24 protein-coding genes are annotated in these 17,098 nt (G+C 57.1%); 4 read left to right on the top strand and 20 right to left on the bottom strand.

Annotation, left to right across the window (positions count from 1 at the left end; translation table 11 throughout):
• Nucleotides 1–88 precede the first annotated feature (88 nt).
• The 3 genes from rpsQ to J5Y17_RS13465 form a co-directional block, all read right to left on the bottom strand.
• The gene (gene rpsQ, locus J5Y17_RS13475) at nucleotides 89–316 is read right to left on the bottom strand and encodes a 30S ribosomal protein S17 (RefSeq protein ID WP_219785772.1); all 228 of its coding nucleotides are present in this window, start codon (nucleotides 314–316) and stop codon (nucleotides 89–91) included.
• A gap of 14 nt (nucleotides 317–330) precedes the next feature.
• Entirely contained in the window at nucleotides 331–528 is a 198-nt protein-coding gene (gene rpmC, locus J5Y17_RS13470; protein ID WP_167601433.1) for a 50S ribosomal protein L29, read from the bottom strand.
• A gap of 198 nt (nucleotides 529–726) precedes the next feature.
• A complete protein-coding gene (locus J5Y17_RS13465) occupies nucleotides 727–1,218 on the bottom strand; it encodes a hypothetical protein (protein ID WP_219785771.1) in 492 nt (163 codons plus the stop codon).
• A 152-nt stretch (nucleotides 1,219–1,370) separates the two neighbouring features.
• Here J5Y17_RS13465 and J5Y17_RS13460 point away from each other — a divergent pair, with 152 nt between their 5' ends.
• Nucleotides 1,371–1,994: a TIGR02466 family protein gene (locus J5Y17_RS13460; RefSeq protein ID WP_219785770.1), complete on the top strand. Its 624-nt coding sequence runs from the start codon at nucleotides 1,371–1,373 to the stop codon at nucleotides 1,992–1,994.
• 307 nt (nucleotides 1,995–2,301) lie between these two features.
• Here the strand turns inward: J5Y17_RS13460 and J5Y17_RS13455 are convergent, their stop codons facing one another.
• From J5Y17_RS13455 to J5Y17_RS13380, 16 genes are all read right to left on the bottom strand, one after another.
• A complete protein-coding gene (locus tag J5Y17_RS13455; RefSeq protein ID WP_219785769.1) occupies nucleotides 2,302–3,069 on the bottom strand; it encodes an ion transporter in 768 nt (255 codons plus the stop codon).
• Between the two features lie 209 nt (nucleotides 3,070–3,278).
• Nucleotides 3,279–3,692 carry a 50S ribosomal protein L16 gene (gene rplP / locus J5Y17_RS13450; RefSeq protein ID WP_219785768.1) on the bottom strand — a complete coding sequence of 138 codons (414 nt, stop codon included), beginning with the start codon at nucleotides 3,690–3,692 and terminating at the stop codon, nucleotides 3,279–3,281.
• A 13-nt stretch (nucleotides 3,693–3,705) separates the two neighbouring features.
• Nucleotides 3,706–4,416, bottom strand: coding sequence for a 30S ribosomal protein S3 (rpsC, locus tag J5Y17_RS13445; RefSeq protein WP_219785767.1), 711 nt, complete (start codon nucleotides 4,414–4,416; stop codon nucleotides 3,706–3,708).
• Entirely contained in the window at nucleotides 4,416–4,796 is a 381-nt protein-coding gene (gene rplV, locus J5Y17_RS13440) for a 50S ribosomal protein L22 (RefSeq protein ID WP_167601426.1), read from the bottom strand. Before rplV ends, rpsC begins: the two co-directional genes overlap by 1 nt.
• A gap of 3 nt (nucleotides 4,797–4,799) precedes the next feature.
• Nucleotides 4,800–5,078 carry a 30S ribosomal protein S19 gene (gene rpsS, locus J5Y17_RS13435; protein ID WP_090060730.1) on the bottom strand — a complete coding sequence of 93 codons (279 nt, stop codon included), beginning with the start codon at nucleotides 5,076–5,078 and terminating at the stop codon, nucleotides 4,800–4,802.
• A gap of 3 nt (nucleotides 5,079–5,081) precedes the next feature.
• Entirely contained in the window at nucleotides 5,082–5,924 is an 843-nt protein-coding gene (rplB, locus tag J5Y17_RS13430; RefSeq protein WP_219785766.1) for a 50S ribosomal protein L2, read from the bottom strand.
• A gap of 798 nt (nucleotides 5,925–6,722) precedes the next feature.
• Entirely contained in the window at nucleotides 6,723–7,019 is a 297-nt protein-coding gene (locus J5Y17_RS13425) for a 50S ribosomal protein L23 (RefSeq protein ID WP_090060732.1), read from the bottom strand.
• Entirely contained in the window at nucleotides 7,016–7,612 is a 597-nt protein-coding gene (gene rplD / locus J5Y17_RS13420; protein WP_167601422.1) for a 50S ribosomal protein L4, read from the bottom strand. Before rplD ends, J5Y17_RS13425 begins: the two co-directional genes overlap by 4 nt.
• Nucleotides 7,609–8,346, bottom strand: a complete 738-nt coding sequence (rplC, locus tag J5Y17_RS13415; protein ID WP_167601421.1) for a 50S ribosomal protein L3 — start codon at nucleotides 8,344–8,346, stop codon at nucleotides 7,609–7,611. The genes rplD and rplC overlap by 4 nt, the downstream gene beginning before the upstream one ends.
• Nucleotides 8,347–8,361: 15 nt before the next feature.
• Entirely contained in the window at nucleotides 8,362–8,670 is a 309-nt protein-coding gene (gene rpsJ / locus J5Y17_RS13410) for a 30S ribosomal protein S10 (protein ID WP_066707020.1), read from the bottom strand.
• A 178-nt stretch (nucleotides 8,671–8,848) separates the two neighbouring features.
• On the bottom strand, nucleotides 8,849–9,502 hold the full coding sequence (locus J5Y17_RS13405; protein ID WP_219785765.1) for a GIY-YIG nuclease family protein: 654 nt from the start codon (nucleotides 9,500–9,502) through the stop codon (nucleotides 8,849–8,851).
• 151 nt (nucleotides 9,503–9,653) lie between these two features.
• Nucleotides 9,654–10,829 (bottom strand): elongation factor Tu, encoded by a 1,176-nt coding sequence (tuf, locus tag J5Y17_RS13400; RefSeq protein ID WP_219785749.1) that lies wholly within the window; start codon nucleotides 10,827–10,829, stop codon nucleotides 9,654–9,656.
• Nucleotides 10,830–10,900: 71 nt separating this feature from the next.
• The gene (gene fusA, locus J5Y17_RS13395) at nucleotides 10,901–13,018 is read right to left on the bottom strand and encodes an elongation factor G (RefSeq protein WP_219785764.1); all 2,118 of its coding nucleotides are present in this window, start codon (nucleotides 13,016–13,018) and stop codon (nucleotides 10,901–10,903) included.
• Between the two features lie 30 nt (nucleotides 13,019–13,048).
• Entirely contained in the window at nucleotides 13,049–13,519 is a 471-nt protein-coding gene (gene rpsG, locus J5Y17_RS13390; RefSeq protein ID WP_219785763.1) for a 30S ribosomal protein S7, read from the bottom strand.
• A 12-nt stretch (nucleotides 13,520–13,531) separates the two neighbouring features.
• A complete protein-coding gene (gene rpsL / locus J5Y17_RS13385; protein WP_008204009.1) occupies nucleotides 13,532–13,903 on the bottom strand; it encodes a 30S ribosomal protein S12 in 372 nt (123 codons plus the stop codon).
• A gap of 318 nt (nucleotides 13,904–14,221) precedes the next feature.
• Nucleotides 14,222–15,118 (bottom strand): DMT family transporter, encoded by an 897-nt coding sequence (locus J5Y17_RS13380; RefSeq protein WP_255572093.1) that lies wholly within the window; start codon nucleotides 15,116–15,118, stop codon nucleotides 14,222–14,224.
• A 184-nt stretch (nucleotides 15,119–15,302) separates the two neighbouring features.
• On the opposite strand from J5Y17_RS13380, the gene J5Y17_RS19330 reads away from it, so the two are divergent.
• From J5Y17_RS19330 to J5Y17_RS13365, 3 genes are all read left to right on the top strand, one after another.
• The gene (locus tag J5Y17_RS19330) at nucleotides 15,303–15,476 is read left to right on the top strand and encodes a glycosyltransferase family 2 protein (protein ID WP_370628960.1); all 174 of its coding nucleotides are present in this window, start codon (nucleotides 15,303–15,305) and stop codon (nucleotides 15,474–15,476) included.
• 5 nt (nucleotides 15,477–15,481) lie between these two features.
• On the top strand, nucleotides 15,482–15,655 hold the full coding sequence (locus J5Y17_RS13370) for a glycosyltransferase family 92 protein (protein WP_219785761.1): 174 nt from the start codon (nucleotides 15,482–15,484) through the stop codon (nucleotides 15,653–15,655).
• 237 nt (nucleotides 15,656–15,892) lie between these two features.
• Nucleotides 15,893–16,039 (top strand): hypothetical protein, encoded by a 147-nt coding sequence (locus tag J5Y17_RS13365; RefSeq protein WP_219785760.1) that lies wholly within the window; start codon nucleotides 15,893–15,895, stop codon nucleotides 16,037–16,039.
• Between the two features lie 237 nt (nucleotides 16,040–16,276).
• Here J5Y17_RS13365 and J5Y17_RS13360 read toward each other — a convergent pair whose 3' ends face one another.
• Nucleotides 16,277–16,999, bottom strand: coding sequence for an NAD(P)-binding domain-containing protein (locus J5Y17_RS13360; protein WP_219785759.1), 723 nt, complete (start codon nucleotides 16,997–16,999; stop codon nucleotides 16,277–16,279).
• Nucleotides 17,000–17,098 lie beyond the last annotated feature (99 nt).

The following is a 17,098-nucleotide window of genomic DNA, read 5'->3' as shown; positions in this document are numbered from 1 at the left end:
TGGTTTCTCCCGACCTTTGGGGCGATCTGCAGTGATCGGTGCCCCCAGGGTTTCGATTAAGCTGGGAGGAGGCTTGTTCAATCAGAGATTAAACGAGCACTTCCCAACGCTTGGTTTTCGACTTCGGTGCACATTCCTGGATACGGACGGTGTCGCCGACGTTGAATTGGTTGTTCTCATCGTGAGCCCGGTATTTTTTGGACTTACGGATGGTCTTTTTCAGAACCGGGTGCTTGAAGCGACGTTCAACGGACACGGTAACGGTTTGTTCGTTCTGGTTCGAGGTGACAACACCTTGCAGAATACGTTTGGGCATAGGTCTGTCTCCTCTTACTCTGCTGCTGCAGCTTTTTCGTTCAGGATCGTCTTCACGAGTGCAGCTGCACGGCGTGCCTTACGAATCTGAGCGGTGTTTTCGAGCTGGCCAGTGGCCTGCTGAAAGCGCAGGTTGAAGGATTCTTTTTTCAGGTTGGCAAGCTCGGTTTTGAGCTCGTCCGGCGTTTTCGCACGCAATTCTTGGGCGTTCATATTCGCCTCTCCTTGGTTCCTGTTAGCACCGGAATGCGCCCTTTTGGGGGTGACATTCGGCCCGGTGGGTTATGTCAATGCACACGAATCCCCTGACAGGGAATCTGTGAGATGCTGCTCTATAAGTGGATGGTCCGGCCTTGGCAAGGAAAAGCTCAGGATTTCTTGCGTTTTCACACCAGCCCTGAGCCAGACCCTTCACCGCCCAAGATAGCGCTCCAGCCGCTCCGGGATTTCGCGCAAAAGAGGATAGAGCCTGCGGTCCAGATCGCGGGCGGTCTTTTGATACTCTTCGCCGAGGCTTTCGTCCACATCCGTGCGGCGCTCGATCTCCTCATAGACGCCCACAAAGGCGTCGATCTCACGCGCCGCCTCTCCAAGACCCAGCGGCTCCAAAGCCGGAAGGGCGTCGCGCACCACCGCAGGCTCCATATTGCTCACGCCCTTGTCCAACCCGTCGTCCAAAAGGTAGAGATAGAGCCTATAGGCCCGGTAACAGACCAGCGCCTCGTCAGGCACCTCTGCCTCAGGGTCTTTGCGAAACACCTCGGACACGCCCTCATAGACCTGTACATGCATGGGCGCCTTCTTGGACCGGCGCAAAAGCCGACGGGTGGCCCAGAGGATCAGGACCGCACCGACAAGAGCCAGAGCAATGGGGAGAGCGAGGGAGGTGGGGTTCTGTGTCATACTGCGTCTACGGGCCTGTTGCTGCGCTACGGCCCGAATGCGGCGGGCAGCGTCATTTTTTCACGCTTCTAGCCGCTGACTGTGGGCTGCGGCAACGCTGTTTCTCGTCTATAAGGACGCGAAATCAGAGAATGCCTGAAAGTGAGTCTCCTATGGCCGACATTGAATCCCTCTTCGTGACCCGTCTCTACAAAGCGAAGCTGAACGAATTTTCCCCGACCATCGACGAGGATGAGCTGTTCGACAGCTGCTATGCCATCGCCGAAGACGACGAGGCCGGTCAGCAATGGTGCGATGACAAAGGCTATCCCGGTTACACCTCCTATGCCTCGCTCACCGACCTGCCCTGGCGGTTCCCGATCTTCAAGGACATCGTCGAGAGCCTCGATCAGCACGTCGCGAAATTTGCCGAGGATCTGCAATTCGATCTGGGCGACCGGAAGCTGGTTCTGGAAGACCTCTGGATCAACATCCTGCCGGAAGGCGGCTATCACTCAGCCCACATCCACCCGCATTCTGTGATCTCCGGCACGACCTATGTCGCCATGCCGGACGGGGCGTCCTCTCTCCGTCTCGAAGACCCGCGTCACGCGATGATGATGGCCTCTCCCGCGCGCAAAAAAGATGCCCGCCGCGAGATGCAGAATTTCATCTACATGTCCCCGGAAGCGGGCGACATCATGCTCTGGGAAAGCTGGCTGCGCCACGAAGTGATGATGAACCAGTCGGAATTTGATCGGGTGTCCGTGAGCTTCAACTACAAGTGGGGTGAGTAATCTTGTTCCACTTGCCGATCAGCCTGCTCCATTTTGCTATCTTCGCATTTTTTGCGAGCAACACACCCAGCAGAGTTTATGGTCAGAACTATGAGGAAGACATGTTCCGCTTCACTGAGCAAGTGAACTCGAACGCTTCACTGCAGGGTGCATACTGGTTGGAAATGCAAAATGCATTCGGTGAGTGGGAAAAGATGATGCTCATATTCGGATACGCGGACCCAGGTGACCTAGCGACATGTGAAGCCGTCACAACCTTCGCGCAAGAAGCAAACCCAAATCGCGCATATCGCTGCAACCCCGTGAATTAAGACCGCCGCTCCAACGCCTTCTCGATCCGCTCCAAGCGCTTCACCACGTCGTCCCGGTAAATATCCGTGGCGGCGTGTTCTTCTTCGACGTGGGCGTCTTGCATTGTCGACACGATCAAACCGACAACGAGGTTCATCACCGCAAAGGCCGTGATGAGGATGAAGGGCACAAAGAACAGCCAGCTCTCGGGATGCACCTCCATCACCGGACGCACGATGCCCATCGACCAGCTTTCCAGCGTCATGACTTGGAACAGGGTGTAGAGCGAGGCGCCCAGGGTGCCGAACCATTCGGGAAAGCTCGGCCCGTAAAGCTTCGTCGCGATCACCGAGCCAATATAAAAGATGATGCCTGTAAGCAGGAACACCGAAGCCATCCCCGGCAGCGCGAGAATAAAGGCCTCGACCACACGGCGCAGGCTCGGCACGACGGAGACGACACGAAGTAGTCGCAGGATACGGAGCGCCCGGAGCACGGAAAGCCCCTCCCCCACCGGCGATAGGGAGATGCCGACAATGGCAAAGTCGAAGAGGTTCCAACCGTCCCGAAAGAACCGCGGCCCCTGCGCGTAGATTTTCGCCAAAAGCTCGACCACAAAGATGCTCAGACAGATCATATCGAGCGCCACGATCAACCCGCCTGCCCGCGCCATGATGTAACCAGAGGTTTCAAGTCCGAGGATCACTGCGTTGAACAGGATCACGCTCATGATGAAGTGGCGGGTGATGGGACGATCGAGGAGGTGGGAAATCTGTGCGCGCATTTTGGCCTCTGTGGGGTCGTTTCGCTTTGACATAGGCGAGCAGGCCGCGCCCTTCCAGACCTGTCCTCATTTGTTTTGCATCCGCAGAAAGAAAAACCCCCGCCGATCTCTCGGCGGGGGTTTTTTAGTTTTTAACCGGGCATATTCTCATCGTTTCGTCGAAACGACTGCGAAACGCGCGTGACAGTCCGCTTACGCGGACTGTACGTTCACCAGTCTTCGCGAACCACTGTGCGGGTTTTGATCGGGAGTTTCATCGCAGCAAGGCGCAGAGCCTCACGAGCGACTTCTTCCGAAACGCCGTCCAGTTCGAACATCACGCGGCCGGGTTTGACTTTGCAGACCCAACGGTCCACGGAGCCTTTACCTTTACCCATACGAACTTCGACGGGCTTTGCGGTCACCGGGGTGTCCGGGAAGATACGGATCCAGACACGGCCCTGACGCTTCATGTGACGCGTCATGGCACGACGTGCAGCTTCGATCTGACGCGCGGTGATGCGCTCGGGCTCGACGGCTTTGAGGCCGAAGGTGCCGAAGTTCAGATCGGAACCGCCTTTTGCCTCACCGTGAATCCGGCCTTTGTGCATTTTGCGGAATTTTGTACGCTTTGGCTGAAGCATGTCTCAGACCTCCTTAGCGACGGCCGCCGCGGTCACCGCGAGGTGCCGGACCGGCTTGGGCTTCTTCGGCGCGACGGTCACGAGCCTGCGGGTCGTGTTCCATGATCTCGCCTTTGAAGATCCAGGTTTTGATGCCGATGATGCCGTAAGCGGTCGAAGCTTCAGCATGCGCGTAGTCGATGTCTGCGCGCAGGGTGTGAAGCGGAACGCGACCTTCGCGATACCATTCGGTACGCGCGATTTCAGCACCACCAAGACGACCGGCAACGTTCACGCGGATGCCGAGGGCCCCCATGCGCATGGCGTTCTGCACGGCGCGCTTCATGGCACGACGGAAGGACACACGACGCTCGAGCTGTTGCGCGATGCTTTCGGCCACGAGTTGGGCGTCGAGCTCCGGCTTGCGCACTTCAACGATGTTGAGGTGCAGCTCGGAATCGGTCATCGCAGCGACTTTCTTGCGCAGACCTTCGATGTCAGCGCCTTTCTTGCCGATGATGACACCCGGACGGGCGGTGTGGATCGTGACGCGGCACTTTTTGTGCGGACGCTCGATGATCACACGGCTGATGCCGGCTTGTTTGCACTCTTCCTTGACGAACTCACGGATTTTCAGGTCTTCGAGAAGAAGATCACCGTAGTCCTTGCTGTCAGCGTACCAGCGGCTATCCCAGGTGCGGTTGACCTGGAGACGCATGCCAATCGGGTTAACCTTATGACCCATTAGTTTTGCTCCTCAACTTGACGCACCTTGATGGTGATTTCCGCGAACGGCTTCATGATCTTGCCGAAACGACCACGGGCACGCGGGCGACCGCGTTTCATGGTCAGGTTCTTGCCGACCCAAGCTTCGGCGACGATAAGCTCATCGACGTCGAGACCGTGGTTGTTCTCGGCGTTGGCAATCGCAGACTGAAGGCATTTCTTCACGTCCACTGCGATACGCTTGTTGGAGAAAGTCAGGTCCGTGAGGGCCTTGTCGACTTTCTTGCCGCGGATCATCTGAGCCACGAGGTTCAGTTTTTGCGGGGAAACGCGAAGCATTTTGGTTTTCGCCATTGCTTCGTTGTCAGCCACGCGACGGGGATTTGCTACCTTACCCATGACTTATTTCCGTTTCGCTTTTTTGTCAGCGGCGTGACCGTAATAGGTGCGAGTCGGTGCATATTCACCGAACTTCTGACCGATCATGTCTTCCGAGACGTTGACGGGGATGTGCTTCTGGCCGTTGTACACACCAAAGGTGAGGCCAACGAACTGAGGCAGGATGGTGGAACGGCGGGACCAGATCTTGATGACCTCGTTGCGACCGCTCTCGCGAGCTTTTTCGGCCTTCTTGAGGACGTAAGCGTCCACAAACGGGCCTTTCCAGACAGAACGTGCCATATCTTAGCGACCCTTCTTCTTGGCGTGACGCGAGCGAATGATGAGCTTGCTGGACGCCTTGTTCTTGTTGCGCGTTTTCGCGCCTTTCGTCGGTTTACCCCACGGCGTCACCGGGTGACGACCACCAGAGGTCCGGCCTTCACCACCACCATGGGGGTGATCGATCGGGTTCATAACCACACCACGCACGGAGGGACGGATGCCCTTGTGGCGGTTACGACCGGCTTTACCGATGTTCTGGTTGGAGTTGTCAGGGTTGGACACGGCACCGACGGTGCACATGCATTCCTGACGCACGAGGCGCAGTTCGCCAGAAGAGAGGCGGATCTGGGCGTAGCCACCGTCACGACCAACGAATTGGGCGTAGGTGCCGGCTGCGCGGGCGATCTGACCACCTTTGCCGGGCTTCAGCTCGACGTTGTGGACGATCGTACCGATCGGCAGACCGGAGAACGGCATGGCGTTGCCCGGCTTCACGTCAGCTTTGGCGGAGGCGATGACTTTGTCGCCAACGGCCAGACGCTGCGGAGCCAGGATGTAAGCCTGTTCGCCGTCTTCGTATTTGATGAGCGCGATGAACGCGGTGCGGTTCGGGTCATATTCGATCCGTTCCACGGTTGCTGCTACGTCAAACTTGGTGCGTTTGAAGTCGACGATGCGATAGAGACGCTTTGCCCCGCCGCCTTTGCGGCGCATCGTGATCCGTCCGGTGTTGTTCCGGCCGCCGTTCTTGGTCAAACCCTCGGTGAGAGATTTGACCGGACGCCCTTTCCAAAGCTCCGAACGGTCGATCAGAACCAACCCACGTTGGCCAGGCGTCGTCGGTTTATACGACTTGAGTGCCATAGTTTCTGTCTTCCGTTTGCTTTGGGTCATGTATTGTAGCTCGTTTGCTACGACCCGTTTTCGTCTAAGGCCGGGGGTTCTCGCGACTGTCGTCTGACCCTCGTCCCACACAAATCACGGGCCCCAAGAACGAATCCGGGGCCGTGAGATGGGCGGGGTATAGTGGGTGTTGGGAGGGGAGTCTAGTGCGGAGTGGAAATAATCCACTCTGGGTGGGATTTGAGCTCGAGCGCCTGCCCGTGGGGTGGCGCACTATGTTCTAATCGGCGCACTTTATCCCAGCCAAGTTACTCTATGATCTAAGCGTTACACGAAGATGGCAAAAGCGCCAGCCCGCCGGAACGGGCAGGCGCTCGCGCGGCGGCTACGCCTTGATTCCGCGCGGTTAAGTCCTGTCAAACCTTCCACAAAGTTGAGGCAGCACCACTAGGGTGCTGCCTCGGATGTCGATCAGCTAAAAATACGAACAAGCCAAACCAAGGCCGTTAGGCCAAGAGCAAACTCGAAACGATATTCATTACCGCTCGACATGCTGGCTTGGAATGAAATGCCTATTTTCATAAGCGCTCCTCCAACTAAGTCAGTCGCATTCGGCTCTTATAGTAGTCAGTTAGAACGCGATTGAACCAGCTGCCGGAAATTTTGAAATAGTCTACCGGCGCTCTGACTATGTCGATGCGATTACCGCTCATTCTGACAGATAAGAATAGATTACTAATCTTCAAGCCGTAACTATCCCAAAAAAAGCCCCCCGGCTCTCACCGAGGGGCTTCTTCATTTCTACCTGATCTCTAAAACTTAGAGACCAGTGGTCACGTCGATGGCGTTGCCGTCTTCGAGGGTGACGTAGGCTTTTTTGACGTCTTTACGCTTGCCCGGCTGACCGCGGAACCGCTTGGTCTTACCTTTGGTGACAACCGTGTTGACCGCTTTCACCTTAACACCAAAAAGCTCTTCAACAGCTTTTTTGATCTGCGGTTTGTTGGAGTCGATGGCGACTTCGAACACCACAGCACCAGCCTCCGAAGCCATGGTGGCTTTCTCGGTGATGATCGGCTTGCGGATCACGTCGTAGAGTTCAGCTTTGTTGGTCATTTCAGGCGAGCCTCCAGAGCTTCGACACCTGCTTTGGTGATCACGAGCGTGTCACGTTTCAGGATGTCATAGACGTTGGCGCCAATGGTCGGCAGCACGTCGACGCCAGCGAGGTTCGCAGCCGCAGCTTTGAAGTTCGCATCAACGTCAGCACCGTCGATCACCAGAACGCGTTTCCAGCCCTGCTCCTTGACCGCCTTGGCGAGCAACGCGGTTTTGGCTTCGGCGAGTTTCGCATCTTCGATAATCACGAGGTTACCGGAGGCGGCTTTTGCCGAAAGAGCGTGACGCAGACCGAGCTTACGGAATTTCTTCGTAAGATCGTGGCCGTGCGAACGCGGGGTCGGGCCTTTGTAGATACCACCTTTGCGGAAGATCGGCGCCTTGCGGGACCCGTGGCGTGCGCCGCCGGTGCCTTTTTGGCGATAGATCTTCTTGGTGGAGTAGGACACTTCCGAGCGGGTCTTGACCTTGTGGGTGCCCTGCTGCGCGTTGTTGCGCTGCCAGCGAACCACACGGTGCAGGATGTCTGCACGCGGCTCAAGACCGAAGAGAGCCTCGTCGAGGTCCAGTTTGATCACGTTGAAAGTCATGCTTCACCCCCTTCTGCCGGAGCTTCTTCAGCCGGAGCTGCAGTTGCTTCAGAGGCAGCGGATTTCAGAGCAGCCGGGAGAGGCGCGTTCTCGGGGAACGGCTTTTTCACGGCGTCTTTGATGGTGACCCAGCCACCTTTGGAGCCCGGAACAGCGCCTTTGACCATGATCAGACCACGGTCGGCGTCCGTGCGGACAACCTGAAGGTTTTGGGTGGTGACACGGGCAGCACCCATGTGACCGGCCATCTTTTTACCTTTGAACACACGACCCGGGTCTTGACACTGACCGGTGGAACCGTGGGAACGGTGGGAGATGGACACACCGTGCGAGGCACGCAGACCGCCGAAGTTGTGGCGTTTCATGGCACCGGCAAAACCTTTACCGATGGAGGTGCCGGAAACGTCAACGAACTGACCTTCGAAGTAATGGTCAGCGGAGATTTCCGCGCCAACTTCGATCAGCTTGTCTTCGTCCACGCGGAACTCGGCCACTTTGCGTTTCGGGGCAACATTCGCCGCAGCGAAGTGACCACGCATCGCTTGCGAGGTGCGTTTTGCTTTTGCGGAGCCAGCACCGAGCTGAACGGCGGTGTAGCCGTCTTTCTCAGAGGTGCGCTGAGCGACCACTTGCAGGTTGTCGAGTTGGAGAACGGTCACAGGAATCTGTTTGCCGTCTTCCATGAAGAGGCGGGTCATGCCGACCTTCTTCGCGATAACACCAGAGCGCAACATATCTGATTGCCCCCCTTAGACTTTGATCTCGACGTCCACACCAGCGGCGAGGTCGAGCTTCATCAGCGCGTCCACGGTCTGGGGGGTCGGGTCAACGATGTCGAGCAGACGCTTGTGCGTGCGGATCTCGAACTGATCGCGGGATTTCTTGTCGATGTGAGGACCACGGAGAACCGTGAACTTCTCAATCTTGTTCGGCAGCGGGATCGGGCCACGGACCTGAGCGCCAGTGCGCTTTGCCGTGTTAACGATTTCCTGGGTCGACGCATCGAGCACGCGGAAATCAAATGCCTTCAGCCGAATACGGATGTTCTGGCCTTGCATAGCATTGCCTTTCTTAGGCTTATTGAGGTTGAGAGGTCGAGACCGGCTTATTCCGTCCCCACGTCGAACCTTATGAAGCGAGTGCTCAGGGTATGAGCGAATCCCTCTTCATGCGTTCTCCCATGAGAGAACTCGCGCGATATAGAGGGGTAGCCCCTCTCTGGCAAGCCTTTTCCCCTCATTTCCTGAGATATTCCAAAGCAGGGTTCTCCACCTTTTCAAACGACACCTCAAACCATTCGGTTCCCGTGCCGCCGAGGATACGCTCTTTGTCAAATTGTCTGTGAAGAAAGCCTTCTAAAGATACGGCATCATTCGTCCGAATTATATAACGCAAAATCGGTATCCCCGGGTTACCCGTTCTATATTGTTGAAAAATGCGTCCGAGCACTGCGCCAATATCTGAACTTACATGTCTCCCAATTTTGCAACATGGGAACTTGGCCCGATCCAAAATGCTGTCAGTGTAAACATAGACGCATTCTGCTCCGTCCCCGAATATTTTGGTCTTTTCCGAGGATTTTTTTCGTTCCTCGATCAGACGGCTATTCCCACCATGCTCTATCTCCAGATTGCCAGCTTCTGTAAGAGTGTAAACATCTGTTTTCCAATTCGTCAGCGCGTCCGTTTTCTCGTCGAAATCAACGGCACCTCCGCGTACTAGCCCATTTCCGAAAAGGCACCTAATGGCTGCATGCCGAATATCATCGGCCCACCCCTTTTCGGTGTCAAAGCTAAACCCCGCCCCCAGTTTGGGCGTGTATCGTTCCAATGCTTCGGTAAGTGAAATCGGCAGAGTGCCTCGCTCAGAGTCAACCAGAATGAAACCCATAGCTTTTTTCTGAAGCGGCCTCATTTCTCGAACCACTTGGGCATGCCCTATTAGACGCCTCTCCAATTCTTAGCCCCTTTCCTAAAGTACTAAATAAAACAAAAAGGGCTCCACTTTCGTGGAGCCCTCTCAACAGTCAAATCCGAGCTAATTAAGCGAGGATTTTGGACACCACGCCCGAACCGACGGTGCGGCCGCCTTCGCGGATGGCGAAGCGAAGACCTTCTTCCATCGCGATCGGAGCGATCAGCTCAACCGTGAATTTCAGGTTGTCGCCCGGCATCACCATCTCGGTGCCTTCCGGAAGAACAACAGTCCCGGTCACGTCCGTCGTACGGAAGTAGAACTGCGGACGGTAGTTCGCGAAGAACGGGGTGTGACGGCCACCTTCTTCCTTGGTCAGAATGTAGACCTCGGATTCGAATTTGGTGTGCGGGTTCACGGAGCCCGGCTTACACAGAACCTGACCACGCTCAACGCCTTCACGGTCCACACCGCGCAGCAGGGCGCCGATGTTGTCGCCAGCTTCACCGCGATCGAGCAGTTTGCGGAACATTTCAACGCCGGTACAGGTCGTTTTCGTGGTGTCTTTGATACCAACGATTTCGATCTCGTCGCCCACGTTGATCACGCCGCGCTCAACACGACCGGTCACAACCGTACCACGGCCGGAAATCGAGAACACGTCTTCGATCGGCATCAGGAACGGCTGGTCGATCGCACGCTCGGGTTCCGGGATGTACGCGTCAACAGCGGCCATCAGCTCTTTGATTTTCTCTTCGCCGATTTCCGGATCGCGGCCTTCCATAGCGGCCAGAGCGGAACCTGCGATGATCGGAATATCGTCGCCCGGGAAGTCGTATTCGGACAGAAGCTCACGGATTTCCATTTCGACGAGCTCGAGGAGCTCTTCGTCGTCAACCTGGTCAACTTTGTTCATGAACACGACCAGAGCCGGCACGCCAACCTGACGCGCAAGCAGGATGTGCTCGCGGGTCTGCGGCATCGGGCCGTCAGCTGCGTTCACAACCAGGATACCGCCGTCCATCTGGGCCGCACCGGTGATCATGTTTTTCACGTAGTCGGCGTGGCCGGGGCAGTCGACGTGTGCGTAGTGACGGTTCTCGGTCTCGTACTCGACGTGTGCGGTCGAGATCGTGATGCCGCGGGCTTTCTCTTCCGGTGCGCCGTCGATCTGGTCGTAGGCTTTGAAGTCACCAAAGTATTTGGTGATCGCTGCCGTCAGGGTGGTTTTACCGTGGTCAACGTGGCCGATCGTGCCGATGTTCACGTGCGGTTTCGAACGCTCAAACTTTTCCTTAGCCATAATGGCCTCCTGTGTAATTCTGATTGGGGATCAGGTTTCCCTGATCCCCGAGGTTGGGGTTCTGGCCACGCTTACGCGTATTTGGCCTGAATTTCTTCCGAGATGTTCGAAGGCACAGCTTCGTAGTGATCGAACTGCATCGAGAACTGCGCGCGGCCCGAAGACATGGAACGCAGGGTGTTGATGTAGCCGAACATGTTCGCGAGCGGCACGTAGGCGTCGATCGCAATGGCGTTGCCGCGGGTGTCTTGACCCTGCACCTGACCACGACGGGAGGTGAGATCGCCGATGATGCCGCCGGTGTATTCTTCCGGGGTAATCACTTCGACTTTCATGATCGGTTCAAGCAGTTTCGCGCCAGCTTTCTTCATCCCTTCACGCATACACATACGCGCAGCGATTTCGAAGGCGAGGACGGAGGAGTCCACATCGTGGAATTTACCGTCGATGAGGGCCACTTTGAAGTCGATCACCGGGAAGCCTGCGAGCGGACCGGAGTCCATCACCGACTTGATGCCTTTTTCGACACCCGGGATGTATTCCTTCGGAACGGCACCGCCAACGATGCGGGATTCGAAGGAGAAGCCTTCGCCCGGCTCTGTCGGAGAGATGATGAGTTTGACCTCACCGAACTGACCCGAACCACCCGACTGTTTCTTGTGGGTGTAGGCGTGCTCGACCTCGTGAGAGATGGTCTCACGATAAGCCACCTGCGGCGCACCGATGTTGGCTTCGACTTTAAACTCGCGACGCAGACGGTCGACGAGAATGTCGAGGTGAAGTTCGCCCATGCCCTTCATGATGGTCTGACCGGACTCGAGGTCGGTTTCGACACGGAAGGACGGGTCTTCGGCAGCGAGACGTGCCAGACCTGCGGACATTTTCTCTTGGTCGCCTTTGGTTTTCGGCTCGACAGCAATCTCGATCACCGGATCGGGGAAAGTCATCGTTTCGAGAACCACCGGGTCCTTCGGATCGCAAAGCGTGTCACCCGTGGTGGTGTCTTTCAGACCCGCCAGAGCGATGATGTCGCCTGCAAACGCTTCTTCGATCTCCTCACGGTTGTTGGAGTGCATCATCATCATACGACCGACGCGCTCTTTCTTACCTTTGGTGGAGTTCAGCAGGGTGTCGCCCTTGTTCATCACGCCGGAGTAGATCCGGGTGAAGGTCAGGGTACCGACGAAGGGGTCGTTCATGATTTTGAACGCCAGACCGGAGAAGGCCATGTCATCGTCCGCACGACGTGCGATGTTCCGGGTTTCTTCTTCGTCGCCCGGTTTAAAGCCCATGTAATCAACAACGTCGAGCGGGCTCGGCAGGTAGTCGATCACAGCGTTCAAGAGCGGCTGAACGCCTTTGTTTTTGAACGCAGAACCGCCCAGAACCGGCACGAAGTGCAGGGCCAGGGTGCCTTTGCGGATCAGCTTGCGCAGGGTCGGAACGTCCGGCTCTTCGCCTTCGAGGTAAGCCATCATCGCGTCGTCGTCTTCTTCGACGGCGGCTTCGATCATTTTACCACGCCATTCGTCGGCCATGTCTTTGAGCGAGTCGCGGATCGGAGCTTTGATCCAGGATGCACCCAGATCTTCGCCCTGCCACAGCCACTCTTCCATGGTGACGAGGTCAATCAGGCCTTCAAGTTCGTTTTCTGCACCGATCGGAATACCGACGGGAACAGCACGCGCACCGGTGCGGTCTTCGATCATGCGAACGCAGTTGAAGAAGTCTGCACCGATCTTGTCCATCTTGTTGACGAACACGATCCGCGGGACCTTGTAGCGGTCAGCCTGACGCCACACGGTTTCGGTTTGCGGTTCAACGCCAGCGTTGGCGTCGAGAACAGCAACGGCACCGTCAAGAACAGCCAAGGAACGTTCAACTTCGATGGTGAAGTCAACGTGGCCGGGGGTGTCGATGATGTTCATCCGGTGCTTCGGCGTGTCGGCGGTCTCGCCGTCTTCCGTACGCTCCCAGAAGGTGGTCGTCGCAGCGGAAGTGATGGTGATACCACGTTCCTGCTCCTGCTCCATCCAGTCCATGGTGGCTGCACCGTCGTGCACCTCACCAATGTTGTGGGACTTGCCGGTGTAGAAGAGGATGCGCTCGGAACAGGTGGTTTTACCTGCGTCGATGTGCGCCATGATACCGAAGTTACGGTACCGGTCGAGGGGATAATCGCGTGCCATTGGTGTTCGGTCCTAAAGGCCTGAGTTGAGTTACCAGCGGTAATGGCTGAACGCTTTGTTCGCGTCGGCCATCTTGTGGGTGTCTTCGCGCTTCTTCACAGCGGCGCCACGACCGTTTACCGCGTCAAGCAGCTCACCGGCAAGGCGTTCTTCCATTGTGTTTTCGTTGCGAGCGCGGGACGCGTTGATCAGCCAACGGATGGCAAGAGCTTCGCGGCGCTCGGTGCGCACTTCGACCGGAACCTGGTAGGTTGCACCACCCACACGACGCGAACGAACCTCAACAGAGGGTTTCACGTTGTCGAGGGCTTCGTGGAACACTTCAACCGGCGCTTTTTTCAGCTTGTCTTCGACGCGGGTCAGCGCGTTGTAGACAATTTTCTCGGCGGCAGATTTTTTGCCGTCGATCATCAGGTTGTTCATGAATTTGGTCAGCACGCGATCGCCATATTTGGCGTCGGGCAGAACTTCGCGCTTCTCAGCGGCGTGACGACGGGACATTCCGTGATCTCCTTATTTAGGACGCTTAGCGCCGTATTTCGAACGACGCTGCTTACGGTCTTTGACGCCCTGGGTATCCAGAACACCACGAAGGATGTGGTAACGGACACCCGGAAGGTCTTTCACACGGCCGCCACGGATCAGAACCACGGAGTGCTCCTGAAGGTTGTGGCTTTCACCGGGGATGTAAGAGATGACCTCGAAACCGTTGGTCAGGCGCACTTTGGCGACTTTCCGCATAGCGGAGTTCGGTTTTTTCGGGGTGGTGGTGTAGACGCGCGTGCAGACGCCGCGCTTCTGGGGGCATTGCTCCAAGTGCTGCGACTTGGAAACCTTACGTTTGGGCTGACGCGGTTTGCGGATCAGCTGTTGAATCGTTGGCATAGGGGTATCCCGTTCCTAGATTTTTATGAACCTCGGTGGCGACCATGACGGACCTGCCGGGGCGATTACGATGTCGATGTGCCACTTGCGTCCAAATAGCACGAAAACCCGCAATCGTTCCCATTCCGAGGTGAACGACGCGGTGAGTTCCCAGAGGATCAGAGCGCCTTAAATTGCTCGGATCTTGATCACTACGATTTAGAAGTCGGCGGGCGGGGACGTCCCCCTAGTGCCGGATGGCTCGCCGTATATGGAGAGTCGGGAGGCTTGTCAACACTCGCGCCCGGATTGTCCCGTGGTGGCACCTTTATGCGCGCTTTAGGCACGTTGCCGTCGCAAGCGCGCCTCGCGCAGGACGGTGTAAATCCCTGTCCCAGCAATAATGGCCGCGCCCGCAAAAGCCAAGCCATTTGGCCATTCGCCGAAAGCGAAGAGGCCAATAACCAGCGCCCAGACCAGTGCGGTATAGCGAAATGGAGATACGAAGGACATCTCCCCCACCCGCATCACAGCCACAGAGGAGACATAGCCCACGATCAGACAGGCGGCCGAGCCGAAGATTTGCCCCCAGGCCTTGATCTCGACGGGGGCCCAGCCCTGTCCGATCGACGCAATCCCTGTACAAATCCAGACGGCGGTGATCGCCCCGAAAGTCACGGTGGAATTCGGCACGCTATGATGCATCTTGCGCACGATGATGTCGCGCAGCGTGACACAAAGCATCGCCAGAACCGCAAACAGGGCATAGCCACTGAACCCGTCCGTGCCGGGCTGCACGATCAACAGAACGCCTGCAAACCCGACCACAATCGCCACCATGCGGCGCCAGCCCAGAGGATCGCGAAACAAAAGCCATCCTGCGATGGTAATCGAGAGCGGCAGGGTCTGCATGATCGCCGTGGCATTGGCCAAAGGCATATGGCTGACCGCCGTCAGGAAACACATCGCCGCGCCCACTTCGGCCATCGAGCGAACCAAGACCAGCACCCAGTCCTTTCGCGACAGATCGAAGCGCACCGGACCGATGATCGGCGCAAGCACAGCAAAGAGCATCACGAAATTCAAAGTCGCCCGCAGGAACAGCGCCTGAAACAAAGGCACCTCGGCCAGGGCGCCCTTCATAAAGCTGTCATTGGTGGTAAAGGCCGCCATCGACAGCGACATAATCACCGCCCCGCGCGTGTTGTCCGGCAATTTCGACAAGAGATTGAGCATGCGTGCCCCTTTCTCTTCTCCGCTACCATTGCTTTTGCGCGGCGTGAAGAGGATATGCGCCAGACTTGCCCCGAAACAATTCGCATGCATAGTGGCAGATAGATTTTAAGACCTGCATAGAACGTGAAAGCCAAGCCGTGAAAGAGCGTCTCGTCACCACCACCATGCGCAACAAAGGCCTTTCATTTTAGAATGGGTTGCCTGGTATCTCATGCTTGGCGTCGATCATATCGTGGTCTTCCACAAAAATTGCACCGATCACTCGCCTGAGCTTTTGCAAGCGCTCGATGCGGCGGGCATCCTCACCGCGGTGCCTACCCCCCGGTCCCTGAACTTCCCGTCAAACGCACCTCTCTGAAACTCATGGCTGAACATCCGCATATCCGGGCGGCGGAATGGGTGTTCAACATCGACGTCGACGAATTTCTCGTGATCCACAAAGGCGCGGGCCGGCTGCACGATCTCTTCCACGCATTCAACATGAAGCAAACCCACGCTATTGCAGTTCACTGGCGGTGCCTTGGCGACAACGGCTAAACCGCGTGGGAGGACACGTTCACCCGCCGACGCTTTACGCGCGCATCTCTTCGGCGCCACAAGGGCAATGTCTTTTTCAAAACCCTGCTCCGCTGGCCAAATCACTTTTGGCGCTTTGGTGTTCATTCGCCGAAAGGATGGCGCGGACAGGGGGATTGGGGCACGCCCCCCAATCTGATGAAACGCTGTGCCGGGGCGACTTTGCGACGCTTTCACCCCAAAGACAGCTCGGTCAAAATGACCCAGCCGCGCTGGATCACGGACGAATACGCCCAGCTCAACCATTACGCGTCACGGACCTGGGAAAGCTTTGCGCTCAAAATGGGAACGCCTTCGTCTGCCGCCAACAAGGACCGCTACACAGACACCTTCTTCAAGGGATAGAACCGCAACGAAGAACTGGATGAGGACGCGCTCAAATATGCAGGGCCCTTTGATACGGTTTATGCGGAGTTGACCGCCCTCCCCGACGTGATGTGTCTGCATCACCTGTGCTGCATGGACTATGTCGAGCGGCTGGCCCAAGCACATGGGTTTGACGCCGAAGACGACCCACGGTGGCAACATCATCGCGATCAGGTGTCGCGTTCAAGCGCCTAACAGGCAACGCAAACCGCGGCCTCAGAGCATATCGTCCAACCCGGATTTCAGTGCCGGTCCGATACCTTGCGCTTCCATGTGCAAGCGCAGCCTCTGGTTATACCCGCCCGGCGTGTTGAGCGCGTCGATCAAAGGCGCGCAAGCCATCCCCGACAGGCTTGATGCGACCAGTTCACGAAGAAACGTCTCGCCCTGCGCCTTGTCCGACACTTTCTCCCCGAGCCACTCCGCCGCATCGGAGACCATACGCGCGACCGGAGACAACACCGCCTGTGCGCAAAGATATGCCGCCATCTCCTTGGCATTCGCGACGGGAAAGATGCTGTTTCGCGCGCCGAAGATCTCCGAGACGATCGCGCTGTCGCCATACATCATGATCGGCGTGCCGCCCTCGGAGATGCCGGGAAAGGGCATCATGATCGCCACGGCCCGCGCCGGGTTCACCATCGCGTCCACCTCCTCAAGCGAGAGCCCGGCCATAAAGGTGATCACCTTCTGATCCGCGCGAAACCTCAATGCGCCAAGAACATCCGGAGCCACGTCGGCCATCAACCCCAGAAACAGCACCTCGCTTCGGTCCACGACAGTCTGATTGTCCGCCACCCGCACGTTGTCGAATATCTCGGACAGTGCCGCGGCGTGGTGCGCGCTGCGTTCCGAGACAGCGATCTCATGCCCATCGCCTGCAATCCCTTGCACCGCCGCGCTGGAAATTGTTCCGCATCCAATGACCCCGATACGCATGTCATGCCTCCGTTTTGCTTGGCCCCTTACTCTAATCTACCATGGCGCCCCTGCCGCACAAACCGCCCCCAAAACAAAAGGCCCCGCGTTTCCGCAGGG

It is taken from the genome of Celeribacter sp. PS-C1 (assembly GCF_019429625.1).
In the GTDB taxonomy this organism is placed as follows: domain Bacteria; phylum Pseudomonadota; class Alphaproteobacteria; order Rhodobacterales; family Rhodobacteraceae; genus Celeribacter.
This window is presented reverse-complemented; position numbering and strand designations above follow the sequence as displayed.

What these genes read in the sequence shown, in the direction of transcription:
- rpsQ (WP_219785772.1), bottom strand. Translation starts at nt 316, where the DNA reads ATGCCCAAACGTATTCTGCAAGGTGTTGTCACCTCGAACCAGAACGAA.
- rpmC (WP_167601433.1), bottom strand. Translation starts at nt 528, where the DNA reads ATGAACGCCCAAGAATTGCGTGCGAAAACGCCGGACGAGCTCAAAACC.
- J5Y17_RS13465 (WP_219785771.1), bottom strand. Translation starts at nt 1,218, where the DNA reads ATGACACAGAACCCCACCTCCCTCGCTCTCCCCATTGCTCTGGCTCTT.
- J5Y17_RS13460 (WP_219785770.1), top strand. Translation starts at nt 1,371, where the DNA reads ATGGCCGACATTGAATCCCTCTTCGTGACCCGTCTCTACAAAGCGAAG.
- J5Y17_RS13455 (WP_219785769.1), bottom strand. Translation starts at nt 3,069, where the DNA reads ATGCGCGCACAGATTTCCCACCTCCTCGATCGTCCCATCACCCGCCAC.
- rplP (WP_219785768.1), bottom strand. Translation starts at nt 3,692, where the DNA reads ATGCTTCAGCCAAAGCGTACAAAATTCCGCAAAATGCACAAAGGCCGG.
- rpsC (WP_219785767.1), bottom strand. Translation starts at nt 4,416, where the DNA reads ATGGGTCATAAGGTTAACCCGATTGGCATGCGTCTCCAGGTCAACCGC.
- rplV (WP_167601426.1), bottom strand. Translation starts at nt 4,796, where the DNA reads ATGGGTAAGGTAGCAAATCCCCGTCGCGTGGCTGACAACGAAGCAATG.
- rpsS (WP_090060730.1), bottom strand. Translation starts at nt 5,078, where the DNA reads ATGGCACGTTCTGTCTGGAAAGGCCCGTTTGTGGACGCTTACGTCCTC.
- rplB (WP_219785766.1), bottom strand. Translation starts at nt 5,924, where the DNA reads ATGGCACTCAAGTCGTATAAACCGACGACGCCTGGCCAACGTGGGTTG.
- J5Y17_RS13425 (WP_090060732.1), bottom strand. Translation starts at nt 7,019, where the DNA reads ATGACCAACAAAGCTGAACTCTACGACGTGATCCGCAAGCCGATCATC.
- rplD (WP_167601422.1), bottom strand. Translation starts at nt 7,612, where the DNA reads ATGACTTTCAACGTGATCAAACTGGACCTCGACGAGGCTCTCTTCGGT.
- rplC (WP_167601421.1), bottom strand. Translation starts at nt 8,346, where the DNA reads ATGTTGCGCTCTGGTGTTATCGCGAAGAAGGTCGGCATGACCCGCCTC.
- rpsJ (WP_066707020.1), bottom strand. Translation starts at nt 8,670, where the DNA reads ATGCAAGGCCAGAACATCCGTATTCGGCTGAAGGCATTTGATTTCCGC.
- J5Y17_RS13405 (WP_219785765.1), bottom strand. Translation starts at nt 9,502, where the DNA reads ATGGGTTTCATTCTGGTTGACTCTGAGCGAGGCACTCTGCCGATTTCA.
- tuf (WP_219785749.1), bottom strand. Translation starts at nt 10,829, where the DNA reads ATGGCTAAGGAAAAGTTTGAGCGTTCGAAACCGCACGTGAACATCGGC.
- fusA (WP_219785764.1), bottom strand. Translation starts at nt 13,018, where the DNA reads ATGGCACGCGATTATCCCCTCGACCGGTACCGTAACTTCGGTATCATG.
- rpsG (WP_219785763.1), bottom strand. Translation starts at nt 13,519, where the DNA reads ATGTCCCGTCGTCACGCCGCTGAGAAGCGCGAAGTTCTGCCCGACGCC.
- rpsL (WP_008204009.1), bottom strand. Translation starts at nt 13,903, where the DNA reads ATGCCAACGATTCAACAGCTGATCCGCAAACCGCGTCAGCCCAAACGT.
- J5Y17_RS13380 (WP_255572093.1), bottom strand. Translation starts at nt 15,118, where the DNA reads ATGCTCAATCTCTTGTCGAAATTGCCGGACAACACGCGCGGGGCGGTG.
- J5Y17_RS13370 (WP_219785761.1), top strand. Translation starts at nt 15,482, where the DNA reads ATGGCTGAACATCCGCATATCCGGGCGGCGGAATGGGTGTTCAACATC.
- J5Y17_RS13365 (WP_219785760.1), top strand. Translation starts at nt 15,893, where the DNA reads ATGACCCAGCCGCGCTGGATCACGGACGAATACGCCCAGCTCAACCAT.
- J5Y17_RS13360 (WP_219785759.1), bottom strand. Translation starts at nt 16,999, where the DNA reads ATGCGTATCGGGGTCATTGGATGCGGAACAATTTCCAGCGCGGCGGTG.